This window comes from Olivibacter sitiensis DSM 17696, assembly GCF_000427965.1.
GTDB lineage: Bacteria > Bacteroidota > Bacteroidia > Sphingobacteriales > Sphingobacteriaceae > Olivibacter > Olivibacter sitiensis.
Genome location: NZ_ATZA01000004.1, coordinates 37,505 through 52,981 on the forward strand (window position 1 = coordinate 37,505; position 15,477 = coordinate 52,981).

At 45.6% G+C, this 15,477-nt stretch carries 19 protein-coding genes; 16 read left to right on the forward strand and 3 right to left on the reverse strand.

All coding sequences use genetic code 11. The features are described 5' to 3' along the window. The first annotated feature begins 140 nt into the window (after positions 1–140). The 6 genes from A37S_RS0103465 (at position 141) to coaBC (ending at position 4,723) form a co-directional block, all read left to right on the forward strand. Positions 141–1,211 carry a hypothetical protein gene (locus A37S_RS0103465; RefSeq protein ID WP_051292696.1) on the forward strand — a complete coding sequence of 357 codons (1,071 nt, stop codon included), beginning with the start codon at positions 141–143 and terminating at the stop codon, positions 1,209–1,211. Between the two features lie 92 nt (positions 1,212–1,303). After that, positions 1,304–1,471 (forward strand): hypothetical protein, encoded by a 168-nt coding sequence (locus tag A37S_RS27400; RefSeq protein ID WP_169719427.1) that lies wholly within the window; start codon positions 1,304–1,306, stop codon positions 1,469–1,471. A 118-nt stretch (positions 1,472–1,589) separates the two neighbouring features. Beyond that, positions 1,590–2,123 carry a GNAT family N-acetyltransferase gene (locus tag A37S_RS0103475; protein ID WP_028295782.1) on the forward strand — a complete coding sequence of 178 codons (534 nt, stop codon included), beginning with the start codon at positions 1,590–1,592 and terminating at the stop codon, positions 2,121–2,123. Positions 2,124–2,207: 84 nt separating this feature from the next. Beyond that, the gene (locus A37S_RS0103480) at positions 2,208–3,116 is read left to right on the forward strand and encodes an outer membrane protein assembly factor BamD (protein ID WP_028295783.1); all 909 of its coding nucleotides are present in this window, start codon (positions 2,208–2,210) and stop codon (positions 3,114–3,116) included. Between the two features lie 18 nt (positions 3,117–3,134). Then, positions 3,135–3,449 (forward strand): DNA-directed RNA polymerase subunit omega, encoded by a 315-nt coding sequence (locus A37S_RS0103485; protein ID WP_028295784.1) that lies wholly within the window; start codon positions 3,135–3,137, stop codon positions 3,447–3,449. A 62-nt stretch (positions 3,450–3,511) separates the two neighbouring features. Continuing rightward, complete coding sequence (gene coaBC, locus A37S_RS0103490) at positions 3,512–4,723, forward strand: bifunctional phosphopantothenoylcysteine decarboxylase/phosphopantothenate--cysteine ligase CoaBC (protein ID WP_028295785.1); 1,212 nt, start codon at positions 3,512–3,514, stop codon at positions 4,721–4,723. On the opposite strand, the gene A37S_RS0103495 is transcribed toward coaBC, so the two are convergent. Further along, positions 4,720–5,925, reverse strand: coding sequence for a DUF763 domain-containing protein (locus A37S_RS0103495; RefSeq protein WP_028295786.1), 1,206 nt, complete (start codon positions 5,923–5,925; stop codon positions 4,720–4,722). The genes coaBC and A37S_RS0103495 overlap by 4 nt on opposite strands. Before the next feature lie 194 nt (positions 5,926–6,119). Here A37S_RS0103495 and porD point away from each other — a divergent pair, with 194 nt between their 5' ends. From porD to A37S_RS0103550, 10 genes are all read left to right on the forward strand, one after another. Beyond that, positions 6,120–7,022: a type IX secretion system protein PorD gene (porD, locus tag A37S_RS0103505; protein WP_036601187.1), complete on the forward strand. Its 903-nt coding sequence runs from the start codon at positions 6,120–6,122 to the stop codon at positions 7,020–7,022. Between the two features lie 11 nt (positions 7,023–7,033). Next, positions 7,034–8,686, forward strand: coding sequence for a DNA repair protein RecN (recN, locus tag A37S_RS0103510; RefSeq protein ID WP_028295788.1), 1,653 nt, complete (start codon positions 7,034–7,036; stop codon positions 8,684–8,686). Between the two features lie 150 nt (positions 8,687–8,836). Then, positions 8,837–9,658 (forward strand): enoyl-ACP reductase FabI, encoded by an 822-nt coding sequence (locus A37S_RS0103515; RefSeq protein WP_028295789.1) that lies wholly within the window; start codon positions 8,837–8,839, stop codon positions 9,656–9,658. A 176-nt stretch (positions 9,659–9,834) separates the two neighbouring features. Next, positions 9,835–10,779 (forward strand): D-glycero-beta-D-manno-heptose-7-phosphate kinase, encoded by a 945-nt coding sequence (gene rfaE1 / locus A37S_RS23490; protein ID WP_169719428.1) that lies wholly within the window; start codon positions 9,835–9,837, stop codon positions 10,777–10,779. Next, a complete protein-coding gene (gmhA, locus tag A37S_RS0103525) occupies positions 10,770–11,342 on the forward strand; it encodes a D-sedoheptulose 7-phosphate isomerase (protein WP_028295790.1) in 573 nt (190 codons plus the stop codon). The genes rfaE1 and gmhA overlap by 10 nt, the downstream gene beginning before the upstream one ends. Positions 11,343–11,361: 19 nt before the next feature. After that, positions 11,362–11,859: a D-glycero-beta-D-manno-heptose 1-phosphate adenylyltransferase gene (rfaE2, locus tag A37S_RS0103530; RefSeq protein WP_028295791.1), complete on the forward strand. Its 498-nt coding sequence runs from the start codon at positions 11,362–11,364 to the stop codon at positions 11,857–11,859. Continuing rightward, positions 11,860–12,363, forward strand: a complete 504-nt coding sequence (locus tag A37S_RS23495) for a D-glycero-alpha-D-manno-heptose-1,7-bisphosphate 7-phosphatase (RefSeq protein ID WP_036601137.1) — start codon at positions 11,860–11,862, stop codon at positions 12,361–12,363. It begins immediately after the preceding gene. A gap of 227 nt (positions 12,364–12,590) precedes the next feature. Then, on the forward strand, positions 12,591–13,502 hold the full coding sequence (locus A37S_RS0103540) for an RpnC/YadD family protein (protein ID WP_028295792.1): 912 nt from the start codon (positions 12,591–12,593) through the stop codon (positions 13,500–13,502). A 170-nt stretch (positions 13,503–13,672) separates the two neighbouring features. After that, positions 13,673–13,822, forward strand: coding sequence for a hypothetical protein (locus A37S_RS26990; RefSeq protein ID WP_157278383.1), 150 nt, complete (start codon positions 13,673–13,675; stop codon positions 13,820–13,822). A 35-nt stretch (positions 13,823–13,857) separates the two neighbouring features. Continuing rightward, on the forward strand, positions 13,858–14,721 hold the full coding sequence (locus A37S_RS0103550; RefSeq protein ID WP_028295794.1) for a HEPN domain-containing protein: 864 nt from the start codon (positions 13,858–13,860) through the stop codon (positions 14,719–14,721). 7 nt (positions 14,722–14,728) lie between these two features. Here the strand turns inward: A37S_RS0103550 and A37S_RS0103555 are convergent, their stop codons facing one another. Beyond that, positions 14,729–15,130: a hypothetical protein gene (locus tag A37S_RS0103555; protein ID WP_028295795.1), complete on the reverse strand. Its 402-nt coding sequence runs from the start codon at positions 15,128–15,130 to the stop codon at positions 14,729–14,731. 136 nt (positions 15,131–15,266) lie between these two features. Then, the gene (locus A37S_RS26995) at positions 15,267–15,452 is read right to left on the reverse strand and encodes a hypothetical protein (RefSeq protein WP_157278386.1); all 186 of its coding nucleotides are present in this window, start codon (positions 15,450–15,452) and stop codon (positions 15,267–15,269) included. Positions 15,453–15,477 lie beyond the last annotated feature (25 nt).

Consider the following 15,477-nt stretch of genomic DNA (forward strand, 5'->3'; position numbering starts at 1 on the left):
AAAAGCAATGTATTTAAAAGAAGAATATGTAAATTAGCATAATTACTTTATGCAACCTGTTGTTTTTGAACGATTAAAATATCCCGATTTTTGGGGGTATACTTTTTCTACTTTTGACTTTTTAATTTTTACTTTTCATCATGACCCTGAATGCTGCCAATAGACCGGTACCTGTAGATGACGTGAAGATTTCGCGCAAGAAGCCCATCTTTCCAATCAGGCCTGAGTTGCACAAATACCTCCGCATGTACCAGCGGGAAGCAAGACTGCCCCTAGGCTATGACGAGTTGATGAATTTCAATGAAGCAGTACCAGTATATGACAAGAACGGCAATGACACCCTGTGGGAGACCCCACTCTATCCACCGCATGAGATAGACCAGATTAACGATAACCTGAAAACCATCTATGCGCAGCTGAAGGCTTCGGGCAACACGCGCATCGTGCAGCACAAGTACATCGATCGAATAGATTACTGTACCTTCGGCAATACGCACCCATTCCGCATCCGTATCGTCAACAGGCTCAATGACGTATATGATTATTTCTATATCAAACGAGCAGACGCTTCCCGCGTATATGGACTGGAACTGGAAGAGATACTTTCACCCAATCAGGTCAATTTTCTGGTGGATAAAGCAACCTTGGTGGAAGAACACATCGTGGGCATACCTGGAGATGTGTTCACAAAGAGATTGATGAACAGCCCCGATTACAACCCGATACGTATTGCAAAAGAATTTGTCAAGTTCAACGAACGCTGCCTCATCACGCTCCTGGGCGACATGCGCGCTTACAACTACGTGGTGCAGATAACTCCAGATTTTGACGATTTCCAATTTCGCATCCGCGCCATTGACTTCGATCAACAATTTTACGAGGGCAATATGAAAGTTTACATGCCACAGTTCTTCAAGGAAAATCTGCCCTATGTGAAACTTTCCATGGCTCATTTGACGGAAAAAACGGTCAATCAATACCAGCAGGAAGAGCGCTCGTCCATCGTGCATCGTGTACGCAGCGAGAGACATCGATTGACGGATTTGAGGGATGTATCGCGCAAGGAACAGTTGTCTACTCCTGAAAACATAGAAAAATTGAAAATTTCGCTGGCCTTACATTATAATGACAAAAAATACGAAAACTGCCTGAATATGACCGACATAATAGAAATGAACATTAAAAATGTGATTCGTCAAGTAAATATTTAATTAAGCCAACTATTTTTTTGGCACGGTCTTAGTAACGTTTTTATCAAAGTGAAGACGAATTAAATATTTACTAAACAAATAATTATTACGCCATGAAAAATACAACTAAAAGAACAAACAAAAAAGCAACAGTTAAAAGACTCAATGATTTAGCTAAGTTTTTTGATATTCAATTAAGGGAAATTCTTGGCACGGAACTAGAAAGACTGAGGAACGGATCGTCTCAAATGGGCAGTTCATCTACTCCGAAAATAGCATAGACATTTACGTAAAACAATTTTCTTATACGCATTCTAGTAAAAAGCATTCCACTTCTGGTGGGATGCTTTTTTTCTTTATGGACAAAGCGCAGTATATTTGCCCCTATATTTAAGCAGCATGTCCTCCTCCCATTGCCATCTCGTTTATACATACGCGCAGGAAAATGACCTTCCTTTTATCGTGGAGGTCTACAATAGTACCATAGCTGGTCGCATGGTTACGGCAGATACCGAAAAAGTAAGCATAGAAAGCAAGCGCGATTGGCTTGCACAGCACCATCCCGACACTAGGCCGCTTTGGATTATACGGGATCAAGCGAACGAAAAAATCGGCTGGGTAAGCTTTCAGTCTTTCTATGGCCGACCAGCCTACAGCGGTACGGCCGAAATCAGCATTTACCTCCACCCGAGCCATCGGGGAAAAGGATATGGCAATTGCATATTGAGCTATGCCATTGAAAAATCGCCATCACTGAAAATACACACCTTACTGGCATTTATTTTTGCTCACAATGCTCCCAGTTTAGCCTTATTTGAGAAACATGGCTTTGCTACTTGGGGCACTTTCCCAGATGTGGCGGTGTTGGACGGCATCCCAAGAAGCTTGGTTATTTTGGGAATAAAAACCGTGCCTCCTGTTAATATTTGTTAAATACTTGCAGCATCCATGTATTGAGGCTAACTTGCACGATTAAAAATAATTGCGACATTACGTCATTTAACTTATCTTTGCAGCATGTTTAAAAACAGTCCTTTAACTTTAGGCTTGATCTTCGTTCTCTTACTATCCGTTATTGCTTCGGGATGCAAGAGCAGATTCGAAAAATTGCGCCTAAGCAACGACAATGCCCGAAAGTATCGCGAGGCCATCAATTTTTACAACAAAAAGAGATACAGCAAGGCATTGATCTTATTCGAGGACCTTGCCAATAAGTACCGAGGAAGTGCGGAGTCTGAAGAGCTGCAATACTATTATGCCTATACTAGCTATAGACTACGCGACTACACATCGGCACGTTATCAATTCAAGCAATTCACGGACAATTTCCCGCAAAGTGCACGGGCCGAGGAATGTCGCTTTATGGGGGCTTACTGTTATTATTTGGAATCTCCTGTGTTCAGTCTCGACCAAGACAACACACGCAAAGCCATCGAGTCCTTGCAGCTATTTATCAACTTATATCCACAGAGCGACCGCGCCGCCGAAGCGTCCAAGTTCATTGACGACCTTCGCGACAAGCTGGAAAGAAAAGCCTATGCCAATGCCAGGCTTTACTTGGATATTGGCGATTATCAAGCTGCCGTAATTGCATTCCAAAATGCCCTTAGGGACTATCCCGATACCAAATATGGGGAAGAAATGGAATACCTGATAATAAGAGCGCAATATCTCTATGCCCAGAACAGCATGCTGCGTAGCCAGGAAAAACGATTCAACGAGGCCATTGGTTTCTATAACGACTTTTTGGAAGCTTATCCTGAAAGCAAGTATAGAAAGGACGCAGATAATTTAAAGGAAAACTCCTTGAAGAACATTGAAAGCGTACAAAAACTGATCGCCGCCTATACTCCCAAAAAGATAGAAGAAGATGCAAAGGAAAAGCAAGCGGAGCAGGAAAAAGAAAACAGCATTATTTTACGATAAAAACAACAAAATCAAGATATGAGCAACATCATTCCAAATTCAACGATAACACGTGATCTACGTGAATTGGACAAATCTACAGACAACATCTACGAATCCATTGTTATCATTGCACGTAGAGCCAATCAAATCGCGGCAAACGTGAAGGAAGAACTTCACGCCAAATTAGCTGAATTTGCCACATCCAATGACAATTTGGAAGAAGTATTTGAAAATCGCGAGCAGATAGAAATCTCCAAACACTATGAGCGTATGCCAAAGCCCACTCTAGTGGCCATAGATGAGTTCTTGAACGACAAGATTTACTTCAGGAATCCTTCTAAAGAGAAATAGGGCTATGTAAAATGTCGTGATACGAGTCCGCTCATCATGACATAGCCTTCCCTACTTTGGCCATGCTAAAGGACAAAAAGATATTGTTGGGAGTATGCGGTGGCATTGCTGCGTACAAAACATCCTTCTTGATCAGATTATTGATCAAGGAGGGTGCTCAGGTGCAGGTGGTTATGACGCCTGAGGCTCAACAATTTATTACATCACTCACGCTTTCTACACTTTCCAAAAGACCGGTACTCACTGCTTATTACGATCCAGAAAACGGCGAATGGAACAACCACGTTGAACTAGCGCTCTGGGCCGACCTGCTGGTCATAGCCCCAGCCACCGCCAATACGCTGGCCAAGATGGCTCATGGCCTTTGCGACAACCTATTACTGGCCATATACCTGTCTGCCAAATGCCCAGTCTGCTTTGCTCCGGCAATGGACTTGGACATGTGGATTCATCCCACGACAAAAAGCAACGTGGCCCTATTGCAAGGCTTCGCCAAGCACCACCTGATACCTCCAGGCACAGGAGAACTTGCCAGCGGCCTTTCTGGGGAAGGAAGGTTGGCCGAGCCAGAGGAAATCATACAATTCCTTATCCGTTTCTTTGACGACGACTCACTACCGCTAAGTGGTAAAAACATATTAGTCAGCGCTGGTCCCACCTACGAGGCCATAGACCCCGTACGGTTCATCGGCAATCATAGCAGCGGCAAAATGGGCTATGCCATTGCAAAGCTATGTGCACAGTTGGGCGCCTCTGTCACCCTAGTCTCCGGCCCTACCAATTTGCCCACGCCAAAGGGCTGCCACCGCATAGATGTCACCTCTGCCGGCGAAATGCTCACGGCTTGCCTTTCTGCCGCCGATGGGGCGGACATCATCATAATGAGCGCCGCCGTTGCTGACTATACACCTGCAAAGGTCTCCGATAAAAAAATCAAGAAGACCGAAGACCTATTCGAAATAAAGCTCAAAAAAACTACCGATATATTGGCGGAGCTGGGTAAGAGAAAGAAAAGCAAACAACTATTGGCAGGTTTTGCGCTGGAGACCGACAATGAAGAGGACAATGCCCTTTCAAAGTTAAAAAGGAAAAACCTGGATTTTATCGTGCTCAATTCCTTGCGGGATAAAGGAGCCGGTTTCTCCGGCGACACAAACAAAGTGACCATCTTGGATAAGCAAGGCAACAAGACAGAGCTCCCCCTCAAGTCCAAGGAAGATGTCGCAAAAGACATTATCGACTATGCCATCAAATTAATACCATCTACCATTTAAAAAAGACTTAACTGTTCTCCATCCTTGGGTTTCTTCGCATCGCCGAAAACCGTCTTTCCTCCGTGCTTCCAAGCATTGTCGCGCTCCTGTTTCAAATAGTTGTCAAATCCATTTTTAGCCACTTCAAAGTCCCTTTCCATAGACCGCGCCGCCTTGGCCAGGTTAACGAGTGCATCAGACTTATCCCGAAAGCCAAGCTTTGCCGCCTCTATAGCCACTTGCAAATGCTGGATACTTTCGTCATAAACCTTTGTAAGTACCGGAAAAGGATGGCCATCCTTCCCGCCATGCGCCATGCTGTACCTCGCTGGGTCATCAAAGCGCGACGGAGTACCGTGGATGACTTCACTAATCAGTGCCAAGGACTGTATCGTTCTTGGCCCTGCGCCGGGCAGCAGCAGGAGTGACTCCGTATCGGCCACCTGCTGCTCTTGCGCTAAAGCAAGAATGGCACCCAACCTCTTCAAGTTCACGTCCTCCGCACGTACATCATGGCGATTGGGCATCACCAGTTTCCTGGCATCTTCCATCACTTCACGAGGATCGATCTTAAGAATTTCCAGCATCCCTTGCTTTGTAGATTTAGCGGCCTTATCCGTCAAATTCAATAGAGGTCCGCGGCGCTTTCCATAAATAAAGCTATGAGGTTCTTCTGTAAAGGACTGTACCTTTGCCGAGTGCCAATGATAGCGCCTGGCTAATTTGAGATCCTCATTCATACCTTGCTGTACGATGGTCCAATCGCCATCTATACTCACCACAAAATGGTGCAGGTAAAGTTGAAAGCCGTCTTGAATAGCCGTATTGTCAACCTTGGCCGCCAACCGGCTGTTATAAACCATTGCTTCGCCATCTATGCCCGTTTTCATCGCCACTTGCCGCAATTCTTGCGGAGTCTGGAGCGATTGCTTCCCCCTACCACCGCAGAAATAAAGTCCCAGCTCCTTCGATCGTTCGTTGACAGCACGCTTCAACGCCCCCATCACCGAGGTTGTAATTCCGGAAGAATGCCAGTCCATCCCCATTACGCAACCCAAAGATTGAAACCAAAAAGGGTCACTGAGACGAGAAAAAAAAGCCTTCCGTCCATATTCAAGCACAATGGCCTCCACGATGGCGCCTCCCAGCAAGGCCATACGCTCCGCTAGCCATTTAGGCACCCTACCGTAGTGCAGCGGCAAATCGGCATGTCCACTTTTCATGGACGCAACATACTAATTTTAATAGTAATACCTGCCATGAAATCGAAAATTTTATTCCTCCCTCGACACCCCATGCCAAGGCGTTTTTTCCACAGCAGCATACCATTCCCAATATCCATCTATAAACCTTATCTTTGGCTTACCATTATTTGTTCAAAAAAGCGGATGACACAAAAACACGAAAAACAATGCGGATGAAAACAATCAAGCTGCTACCAATTTTTGTAGGTCTATTTTCCTTTGCTCATCTTCAGGCCCAGGAAATCTTTGCGCGCGTGCAGATCTTATCACCTATGGTGCAAACCGCGAACAAGAATGCCTTAGACCAGCTCGGCAAATCGGTTACGGACTTTTTGAACACCAGAAACTGGACCGGCCACCAAGTGCGCCCCAACGAACGAATAGAATGTTCCTTGGTCATCAATATCTTGGAATGGGATGGAGCAAGCAATTATAGCGCGGAAGCACAGATAATTTCCAACAGGCCCGTATACAATAGCGCGTACAATAGCCCAGTGCTCAGCATTTCCGATAAAGACTTTAACTTCAATTACAATGAAGGTGATCCATTGGACTTTGCCGACAATCAGTTCATAGGCAACCTGCAGTCACTATTGGCCTACTACGCCTACATCATCATTGGCCTAGATGCAGATACATTCTCCATAGAGGCAGGTACCCCCTATTTCCTGAAGGCTCAAGAGATTGTCAACAATGCGCAAAACTCCTCTTTTACAGGCTGGAAGCCCTTGGACGGCCTCAGAAACCGCTATTGGCTGATGAACAACCTACTGGACCCTAATTACCTCCCAATAAGAACCTTTTCATATGAATATCATATAGACGGCCTAGATAAATTGGCCGACAAGCCCAGCGAGGCACGAAATACCATAGGACAACTATTGCCTAGCCTCCATAAAGTGGATCGCCTGGCGCAGGGCGCCATGTACAACCAGCTATTTTTCACGGCGAAATCAGAGGAATTGGCGGCTGTATTGAGTGGGCTTTCGCCAACCGAACGACTGAAGGCCATTAACATCTTGATGGAGATAGACCCAGGGAATATCAACAAATACGAAGCAATCAGAAAATTATAACCTTATCCTACATGCTCAAAAGACTGTCCATACACAATTACGCATTGATAGACCAACTTGAAATTGAGCCCAGCGCCGGACTCAATATACTTACCGGAGAGACAGGAGCGGGCAAATCCATCGTATTGGGTGCGTTATCGCTCATCTTGGGACAAAGAGCCGAAAGCAAGTATTTCTTCAATCAGGCAAAGAAATGCATCATAGAAGGCAGGTTCGATATTGGCCATTATGATCTGAAGGATTTTTTTGACGAACAAGAACTGGATTACGAAAACGAGACCATATTGAGACGTGAAATCAGTGCCGACGGAAAATCGCGCGCTTTTATCAACGACACTCCCGTGACGCTCAATCAGTTGAAAAGCCTAGGCGAAAAACTAATAGATATTCATTCGCAACATGCTACACAGGAGCTCAACACAGAATCCTTCCAGCTACTCACCCTAGATAGTGTCGCACAAAACGGCGTCTTACTCCAGGACTATAAATCCCATTTTTCGCAATACAAACAGGTACAAAAGGCCTTGCAACAACTGAGAGAGCAGGTGCAACAGGCAAAAACGGAGGCAGATTATCACCAGTTTCTCTACAATGAGCTGGAAGCAGCCAAGTTGCAAGCCGACGAGCAGGTGCCATTGGAGCAGGAACAACAGCAGCTAAGCCATGCGGAAGAAATAAAAAGAGCCCTTCTGGAGGGCGCCTATGCCCTCGGCGAGCAAGAAGAGTCCGCCCTTAGCCTGATGCGAAGTGCCTTGCACCAGCTTAGGCAAATAGAGCCTTACCTTCCACTTGCACCAGAATTGGCCGAACGCCTTAATTCCTCCATCATAGAGGTGAAGGACATTGCGGACGAAATGTCTCGCTTGGAGAGCGGAACGCTCTTTGATCAACAAAGGCTGGAAGAAGTATCGGAAAGACTCAGCCTCATCTACAATCTTCAACAAAAACACCATGTAGATGATGTCAGCCACCTGCTGTCCATACAGCAAGAGCTGAGCGAAAAACTCGGGGCCATCACCGACAACGAGGAAGAATTGACCCATCTGGAAACGGAAAGTAGCAGGCTATATGCCAAATGCGAGGAACTTGCCTTGCAATTGAGCGAGGCGAGAAAAAACAGCATAGCCAAAGTATCCGAATTTATCCTGGACACTTTAGCGGAAGTGGGCATGCCCAATAGCCAACTCCATATCGAATTGACTTATTCAGATGATTTACGGCCTACCGGGAGGGACCACGTTCGTTTTCTCTTCTCTGCCAATAAAGGGCAACAAGCACAACCACTCAACAAGGTAGCCTCGGGAGGAGAGCTATCACGCCTCATGCTTGCCATCAAAGCATTGGTAGCCAATACTTCGGCCCTGCCTACCATCATTTTTGACGAGATAGACACCGGCATTTCTGGGGAAGTGGCGCTCAAGGTAGGCGATGTTATGGAAAAAATGGCTCAGCATATGCAGGTCATAGCCATCACCCACTTGCCCCAAATTGCTGCCAAGGGAACCACTCACTACAAGGTATACAAGGAAGACCGAGAAGAGAAAACACTGACAAACATGAAAGTATTGGCTCAAAAAGAGCGTATACTGGAAATCGCTCAAATGCTGAGCGGGAGCAACCCGGGTGATGCGGCAATACAACATGCAAAAGAATTGTTAGAATAAATCCTCCAAGGAATGAACAACTCAGCTGCTTCGTCGCCACCAAGGATGCCATTGAGCACTTACACTCACAAATAATTATTTCCGAATGAAAAAAAACTGTACTTTTACCAGATTAAAAACATTAAGACTTAAAGTAAAACAAAAATAACTATGGCTTATAACCTATTGAAAGGGAAAAGAGGGATCATCTCGGGAGCACTGAACTCCAATTCAATTGCATGGAAAGTAGCAGAAAAAGCACATGAAGAAGGCGCCAGCTTCGTACTGACAAATGCCCCCATCGCCATGCGCATGGGAGAGCTCAATGAGCTTGCTGAAAAAACAGGAGCTGAAATAATTGCTGCCGATGCAACCAGCACCGACGACCTGACGAACCTATTTACCAAGTCTCAGGAAATACTGGGTGGAAAAATCGACTTTGTACTTCACTCTATAGGCATGAGCGTTAATGTACGTAAAAACATTCCTTATACAGAAGCCAATTACGATTTCTTCCAAAAGGGGATAGACATATCTGCCCTGTCCCTGCACCGCATGTTGGCCGCCGCCAAAAAGCTGGATGCAATCAATGAATGGGGAAGCGTGGTAGCCCTTACCTACTCGGCAGCACAGCGCACCTATCCATTTTACAATGACATGGCAGACATTAAGGCGATGCTTGAATCCATTGCCCGCAGCTTCGGCTACCATTATGGCGTAGAAAAGAAAGTAAGGATCAATACCGTCTCACAATCGCCTACCAAAACAACGGCGGGCTCCGGCATCAAGGGATTTGGCGATTTCTTCGATTATGCCGACGCCATCTCTCCACTGGGCAACGCAAGCGCGGAAGACTGTGCCAATTATTGCATTACCTTATTCTCCGACCTTACACGTATGGTTACCATGCAAAACCTCTATCATGACGGAGGCTATACTTCTACCGGAGTAAGTACCAAAGTATTGGAAAAACTGGGAATTGGGGGAGAGTAAAAACAATACACACTCGTCCGTTTCTAAACGAGTGATTTAATATAGGCCCATTCCTGAAAACAGGAATGGGCTTTACTACTTAATGCAATTTGCGGGATATATGGCTCGCCCAATCTCGACAAATTTCCTTTAATTGCGATCTTGGGTTACTACCTTCTATGAAAGCATATATCAAAATGAAAGAAAGTAATATAATCGTCATTGGCGATGTGATGATAGACCATTACATTTATGGCAAATGCGAGCGCATATCGCCAGAGGCTCCAGTGCCAATAGTCAACCAAACGAAGGAAAGCTATACCCTTGGCGGTGCAGGCAACGTGATCGAAAACCTCGGGGCTTTTGGCATACCTGCCTTTTTGCTTTCCATATGCGGCGATGACAACTCCGCCCACCGCCTGGACACATTGCTCCAAGCAAAAGCAGCGGACTCGTACTTCCTTGCAAGAGATAAGGAGCGGCCCACCACCGTCAAGACCCGGATATTGGCTGGTAACCATCAGATGCTCCGCATAGACCGCGAATGCGTCCAAGCTCCCTCTCCCGCATTGAGCGAACTCCTACTGAATGAGCTAAAAAAACGTTTGGACAAAGCGCACATTGTCATCCTATCGGATTACTGCAAGGGGCTTTTCAGCACAGAGCTAGCGCATGATGTCGTGAAACTATGCAAAGCCCAAGGAGCAATCACCTTGCTCGACTCCAAGCAAAAGCACATCGAACGCTTCAAAGGTGTTGACATCGTCAAACCGAACAAAAAAGAGGCGGCAGCCATGTCGGGCATAGAGATTACCGACAACAGCAGCTTGGAAGCTGCCTGCAAGACCATCGCCGAAAAAACGGACTGCCGCGCCGTAGTGGTTACCCTATCAGAAGAAGGAATGGCAATATACCAAGATCAACGGCTAGAGATTATTCCCACCAAGGCGATGGAAGTATTTGATGTAACGGGTGCCGGCGACACGGTCATTGCCGCTATAGCCTATGCTCTGTCTGCCAATAAGACCTTGCAGGAAGCCTGCGACTTTGCCAATCACGCTGCGGCCGTCGTAGTTGCCAAAACGGGCAGTGCTACGGCTACCCTAACAGAAATCGATAACATGAAAAAAAGATGGCTATGAAAACATATTCCTTTATCCTTTCCATAGATGATCACATAGGGCTTATTACTTCCTTAAGGGAATCCCTGCTGCCATTGATAGAAAAAGTAGCGGGGGAAATAGGTCAATCAATACAAAAAGGCAATAAAGTCCTACTTATAGGCAATGGAGGCAGTGCTGCAGATGCACAGCACATCGCCGCCGAGTTTACCGGCAGGTTCGTAAAGGAACGTAGGCCCTTGCCCGCCATTGCCCTAACAACCGATACATCTGCACTTACCGCCATCGCAAACGACTATGGCTATCAACAGGTTTTTGCCAGGCAGGTAGCCGCCCTAGGGCAAGGGGGAGATATACTGATCGCCATCTCTACCAGCGGAAATAGTCCCAGCATACTGGAAGCGGTAGAAGTAGCCAAAGAAAAAGGGATCAAGACCATCGGCCTCACGGGAAAAGATGGAGGTACGCTGGGCCAGATCTGCGATATGCACATAAACATTCCCCACCAAGCTACGGCACGTGTACAGGAAATGCATATCCTCATTGGCCATCTCCTTTGCGAATATGTAGATTCACTTTATTAAATAGGCAGAAGAGAACACAATGGCAACAGAAATAGATAAACTACTGGATTCAAAGTTCTTGAAAAAAAAGGATGCGGTCCACCTGGTAAAACAATGGAAATCAGAAGGCAAGCATGTTGTCTTTACCAATGGCTGTTTCGACCTGTTGCATCCCGGGCACCTCAACTACCTGTTGGAAGCAGCCAATCTGGGCGATAAATTGGTGATAGGCCTCAATGCCGATGCCTCCGTCAGTAGGTTGAAAGGGCCAACACGACCTGTCAACAATGAGCGCAACAGGGCTGCAATACTTGCTGCGCTGTATTTCGTTGACATGATCGTACTGTTTGAGGAGGATACGCCATTGGAATTGATACAATCGCTGAGTCCAGACGTATTGGTGAAAGGCGGCGACTATAACTTGGGAAATATAGTTGGTGCCAGGGAAGTGCTGGCAAATGGCGGAGAAGTCAAGGTATTGAAGTTCTTGGAGGGATATTCGTCCAGTTCTTTGATCGCAAAGATAAGGCAGCCGTAAATGAAAAAAAGAGCGCTATTTCTGGACAGAGACGGAATCATCAACCTAGACAAGGGTTATGTGCACCGTATCGCAGATTTTGACTTTGTGGATGGCATCTTTGACCTATGTACATATTTTCAAGAGAGGGGGTATCTCCTCATCGTCGTCACCAACCAGTCGGGCATTGCGCGAGGCTATTATACCGAAAAGGATTTCCAAATCCTTAGCGGCTGGATGAACGAAAAATTCGAGGAAAAAAACATCCATATTGCCAAAGTTTATTATTGTCCCGACCATCCCGACATCACAGGTCCTAGCCAGCGCAGAAAGCCCAATCCGGGCATGTTGCTGGAAGCAGCACAAGAATTTGACCTAGATCTAAGCACTTCCGTGATGATAGGCGACAAGGAAAGTGATATGCTGGCTGCAGAAAATGCAGGAGTAACCTTGCGTTTGCTACTTGGCAAAAAACCAAATATTTATCGAGAGTTCCTGGAAAAAGCAAGTGAACACAAAATTTGAACGGTTCCCTTTCGTTCCGTCGTCTATTTCCCCTTGATTTATTTATAGCGTGAATGATGGCACCTATCCCCCTGCCATTTCAACGGATTGTCAATAATATATTGGCGTGGTAGGGTTGCCCGTTTCGGACGGCGGGGAGCTGAACCGTAAACCGGGATTTGCATAGGCAGTATCACTATAATCGGCTGGAATGCTTATATTTGCGTTATACTGGACCAATGATTATAATGGCAAGAAAGCGACTGGATATCCTGTGGAAAGGCATACTCGAAGACCTGTTCATCGAGTTCCTTCGCTTCATGGTACCAAATGCCGATGAGATCTTCGATTTCGAGCGGGGTCTGGATTTTCTCGACAAGGAAATGGAGCAGCTTTTTCCTCCCGAGGGAGACGAGTTCTCCCTCAAGGTGGTGGACAAATTGGCGCGGGTGTACAGGCGCACGGGCGAGGAGGAATGGGTACTCATTCACGTGGAAGTACAGCACCAGTACCGCAACAACCTGGCCAGGAGGATGCTGGACTACTACGTGCGGATAAGGGACAAGTACGGCGTGTCCATCACGGCCTTTGCCATCCTCACCGAGGCTAGCACCAGGCAGCGGCCCGACACCTACGAGGAGGGCTTCCTTGGCACCAGACTTCGCTATACGTTCAATACCTTTAAGGTTTCCCGGCAGACAGACGAGGAGCTGTTGGCCAATGGTAATCCCTTTGCGCTGGTGGTGCTGATAGCCAAGACGGCCTTTGCGGGCAGCAACATGAAGGAAAGCGGGCAGCGTGACGGTGCGTTACTGGCCGCAAAGGACAGGCTGATGCGCGAACTGGTATCGCGCGGCATGCCCACCGAGAAGATCAGGGTGCTTATGAACTTCCTCACCTACTATGTACATTTTGAGGATGAGGAAATAAGTGCTATCTTTGAGGAACACAAAAGGGAAATAATAGGAAGGAGCGAAACCATGGGTATAGAGGAACAATTGCTGGACATAGCCCGAAAGGAAGAACGTGCCAAAGCCGAAGCCGAGAAATTGGCCGAGAAAAACAAAGCCGCCAAGAAAATGCTACAAAGCGGTTTTGATGTGCAGCTAGTGGCGGACATCCTTGATATGACAGTAGAACAGGTGGAGAAGCTGAAATAGACTTTTCTTAGCTATATTCAAAAGCCACCTTATGGCGGCTTTTGTTGTCTGTAAATCTTTTGAAAATATTGAACTGAAGTTACGCCAAAAAAATGTAAACCTGCGCAAGCGTAGGTTAAAGACACCACGCAAAGGCCACGGACACCACCAAGAAAGTCAGCAAGCTCAACTTGCAGGATACGACCTTTCAATTGCAGGAGGTGGGGGTGAGCACATGCAAGTACTACCCTTGGTTCAAATATGTTTCGGCCTTTCAATTGCAGGAGGTGGGGGTGAGCACGGGGTATCAGACTATTTCCAAGGAAAGAGCTAGCGGGTAACTCACTTTGCCAATAGATTTCCCTATCTTTACCTCATGAGAACCGATATTTCACATTTGCCAAACATCAAGCAGGATGAAATCAGACGGATCACCGAAATCATCAAGGATGTAACAAAACCGGAGATGATCATCCTCTTTGGCAGCTATGCCAAGGGCAACTATGTGGAACATCGCTATGTGTCAGAAGGTATCAAATACGAGTATATCAGCGACTATGACTTTCTGGCAATAACGAAAGGTGATCCAGAGAAAGTGCACCTGCAGGAAAATCAAATCCTAGAATTGACGGACGGGTTTATCCCGCCGGTAAATCTGGAAATACACGGGCTGGATTATGTCAACAAAGGGCTGGAATGGGGTGAATATTTTTGGGTAGATATCGTTGCCGAAGGCATCGTTTTGTATGATAGGGGAACCATTCAATTTGCAGATCCCAAGGAACTGACGAGCGCAGAGAAAAAGGAAAAAGCACAACGGTATTTTGACACATGGTTTTTCCAAGGCAGCGAATTTTTAGAGGGAGCACACTTTTATCTCAATAGAAGCAATTTAAAAATCGCCTTATTTCAACTCCATCAAGCAGCAGAAAGTTTGTTTAATACCATTTTGCTGGTCTTCTCTGGCTATAAACCCAAGACGCACAACCTTTGGAAGCTGCGCAAAAAGTCCAAGCCACATTCCGAAACGCTGTTCCTTCTGTTCAGGACGGAGACCGATAAAAGTGAAAAACAACTATTTGAATTGCTAAAACAGGGATACATAGATGCGCGATACGGGCAGGATTTTCATATTGTTGAAAAGGACTTGTTGATTTTGATCAAAAGAGTTAGCCTCATGGTGTCCCTTGTGGAGAAAATATGCCGGCTGCATATACTTGAACTTGGCAAGGAGCCATAAGCTCTGTTTATTTGTTTTTCTTCCGTTTGATGAGGGTATTTGACTGGGCGGATTCTTTAAGCAACTGATTTTCCTCTTTCAGTATCATGATTTTTCTTTCATAGTCCTTCAGGAGATCTTCTTTTCGTTCTATAATGCCTCTAAGCTCTTGATTTTCCATGGTCAACTTATGTGAATCAATTTTCGAAATAGAGCTTAAGGGCTCGAAGTCATAATAATATTGGAAGAAGTCATGATTAAAAGCCTTGCAGAAGGTTAGTAGCACTTCGGTGTTGATGCTAGATTTTTTGATTATACGGTAGTAGTTCTGTTTGGTCATATGCAGTTTCTGCAAACAGAAAGTATCCATGTTGTCAATTTTTACATTGGCTACAAAATCTCTTATAATATTGCCGATATGAATATCCATTTGCCAAAGTTTGGCAAAGGCATTTACTTAATTCAATAAATAAATACACAATATAATTACATATAGTAAACATTTTATTGCTTTTTGACTATATATGTGTTATATTTGCCAATAGCTAGTAAATAATATATTTCTTTTAGTCATTACCGGGAGCGTGAGAAACTCCAGCAATGACGGAAAAAGAAAGAACATATAGCAAGACTTTTAAGTGCGGGGCCACATTTCTATCTTCCGTGAGCATTTTCTCACGCCTCGGTAAAACAGAAATGGGCCTCGCCTTAAATCCCTTTTCATCGAATGCCAGCTTTTGGAGTAAAGACACTTATCCTTTGGTGCACTTCACTTTG

Coding starts and splice junctions, on each gene's coding strand:
- A37S_RS0103465 (WP_051292696.1), top strand. CDS start 141: ATGACCCTGAATGCTGCCAATAGACCGGTACCTGTAGATGACGTGAAG.
- A37S_RS27400 (WP_169719427.1), top strand. CDS start 1,304: ATGAAAAATACAACTAAAAGAACAAACAAAAAAGCAACAGTTAAAAGA.
- A37S_RS0103475 (WP_028295782.1), top strand. CDS start 1,590: ATGTCCTCCTCCCATTGCCATCTCGTTTATACATACGCGCAGGAAAAT.
- A37S_RS0103480 (WP_028295783.1), top strand. CDS start 2,208: ATGTTTAAAAACAGTCCTTTAACTTTAGGCTTGATCTTCGTTCTCTTA.
- A37S_RS0103485 (WP_028295784.1), top strand. CDS start 3,135: ATGAGCAACATCATTCCAAATTCAACGATAACACGTGATCTACGTGAA.
- coaBC (WP_028295785.1), top strand. CDS start 3,512: ATGCTAAAGGACAAAAAGATATTGTTGGGAGTATGCGGTGGCATTGCT.
- A37S_RS0103495 (WP_028295786.1), bottom strand. CDS start 5,925: ATGAAAAGTGGACATGCCGATTTGCCGCTGCACTACGGTAGGGTGCCT.
- porD (WP_036601187.1), top strand. CDS start 6,120: ATGAAAACAATCAAGCTGCTACCAATTTTTGTAGGTCTATTTTCCTTT.
- recN (WP_028295788.1), top strand. CDS start 7,034: ATGCTCAAAAGACTGTCCATACACAATTACGCATTGATAGACCAACTT.
- A37S_RS0103515 (WP_028295789.1), top strand. CDS start 8,837: ATGGCTTATAACCTATTGAAAGGGAAAAGAGGGATCATCTCGGGAGCA.
- rfaE1 (WP_169719428.1), top strand. CDS start 9,835: ATGAAAGAAAGTAATATAATCGTCATTGGCGATGTGATGATAGACCAT.
- gmhA (WP_028295790.1), top strand. CDS start 10,770: ATGGCTATGAAAACATATTCCTTTATCCTTTCCATAGATGATCACATA.
- rfaE2 (WP_028295791.1), top strand. CDS start 11,362: ATGGCAACAGAAATAGATAAACTACTGGATTCAAAGTTCTTGAAAAAA.
- A37S_RS23495 (WP_036601137.1), top strand. CDS start 11,860: ATGAAAAAAAGAGCGCTATTTCTGGACAGAGACGGAATCATCAACCTA.
- A37S_RS0103540 (WP_028295792.1), top strand. CDS start 12,591: ATGGCAAGAAAGCGACTGGATATCCTGTGGAAAGGCATACTCGAAGAC.
- A37S_RS0103550 (WP_028295794.1), top strand. CDS start 13,858: ATGAGAACCGATATTTCACATTTGCCAAACATCAAGCAGGATGAAATC.
- A37S_RS0103555 (WP_028295795.1), bottom strand. CDS start 15,130: ATGGATATTCATATCGGCAATATTATAAGAGATTTTGTAGCCAATGTA.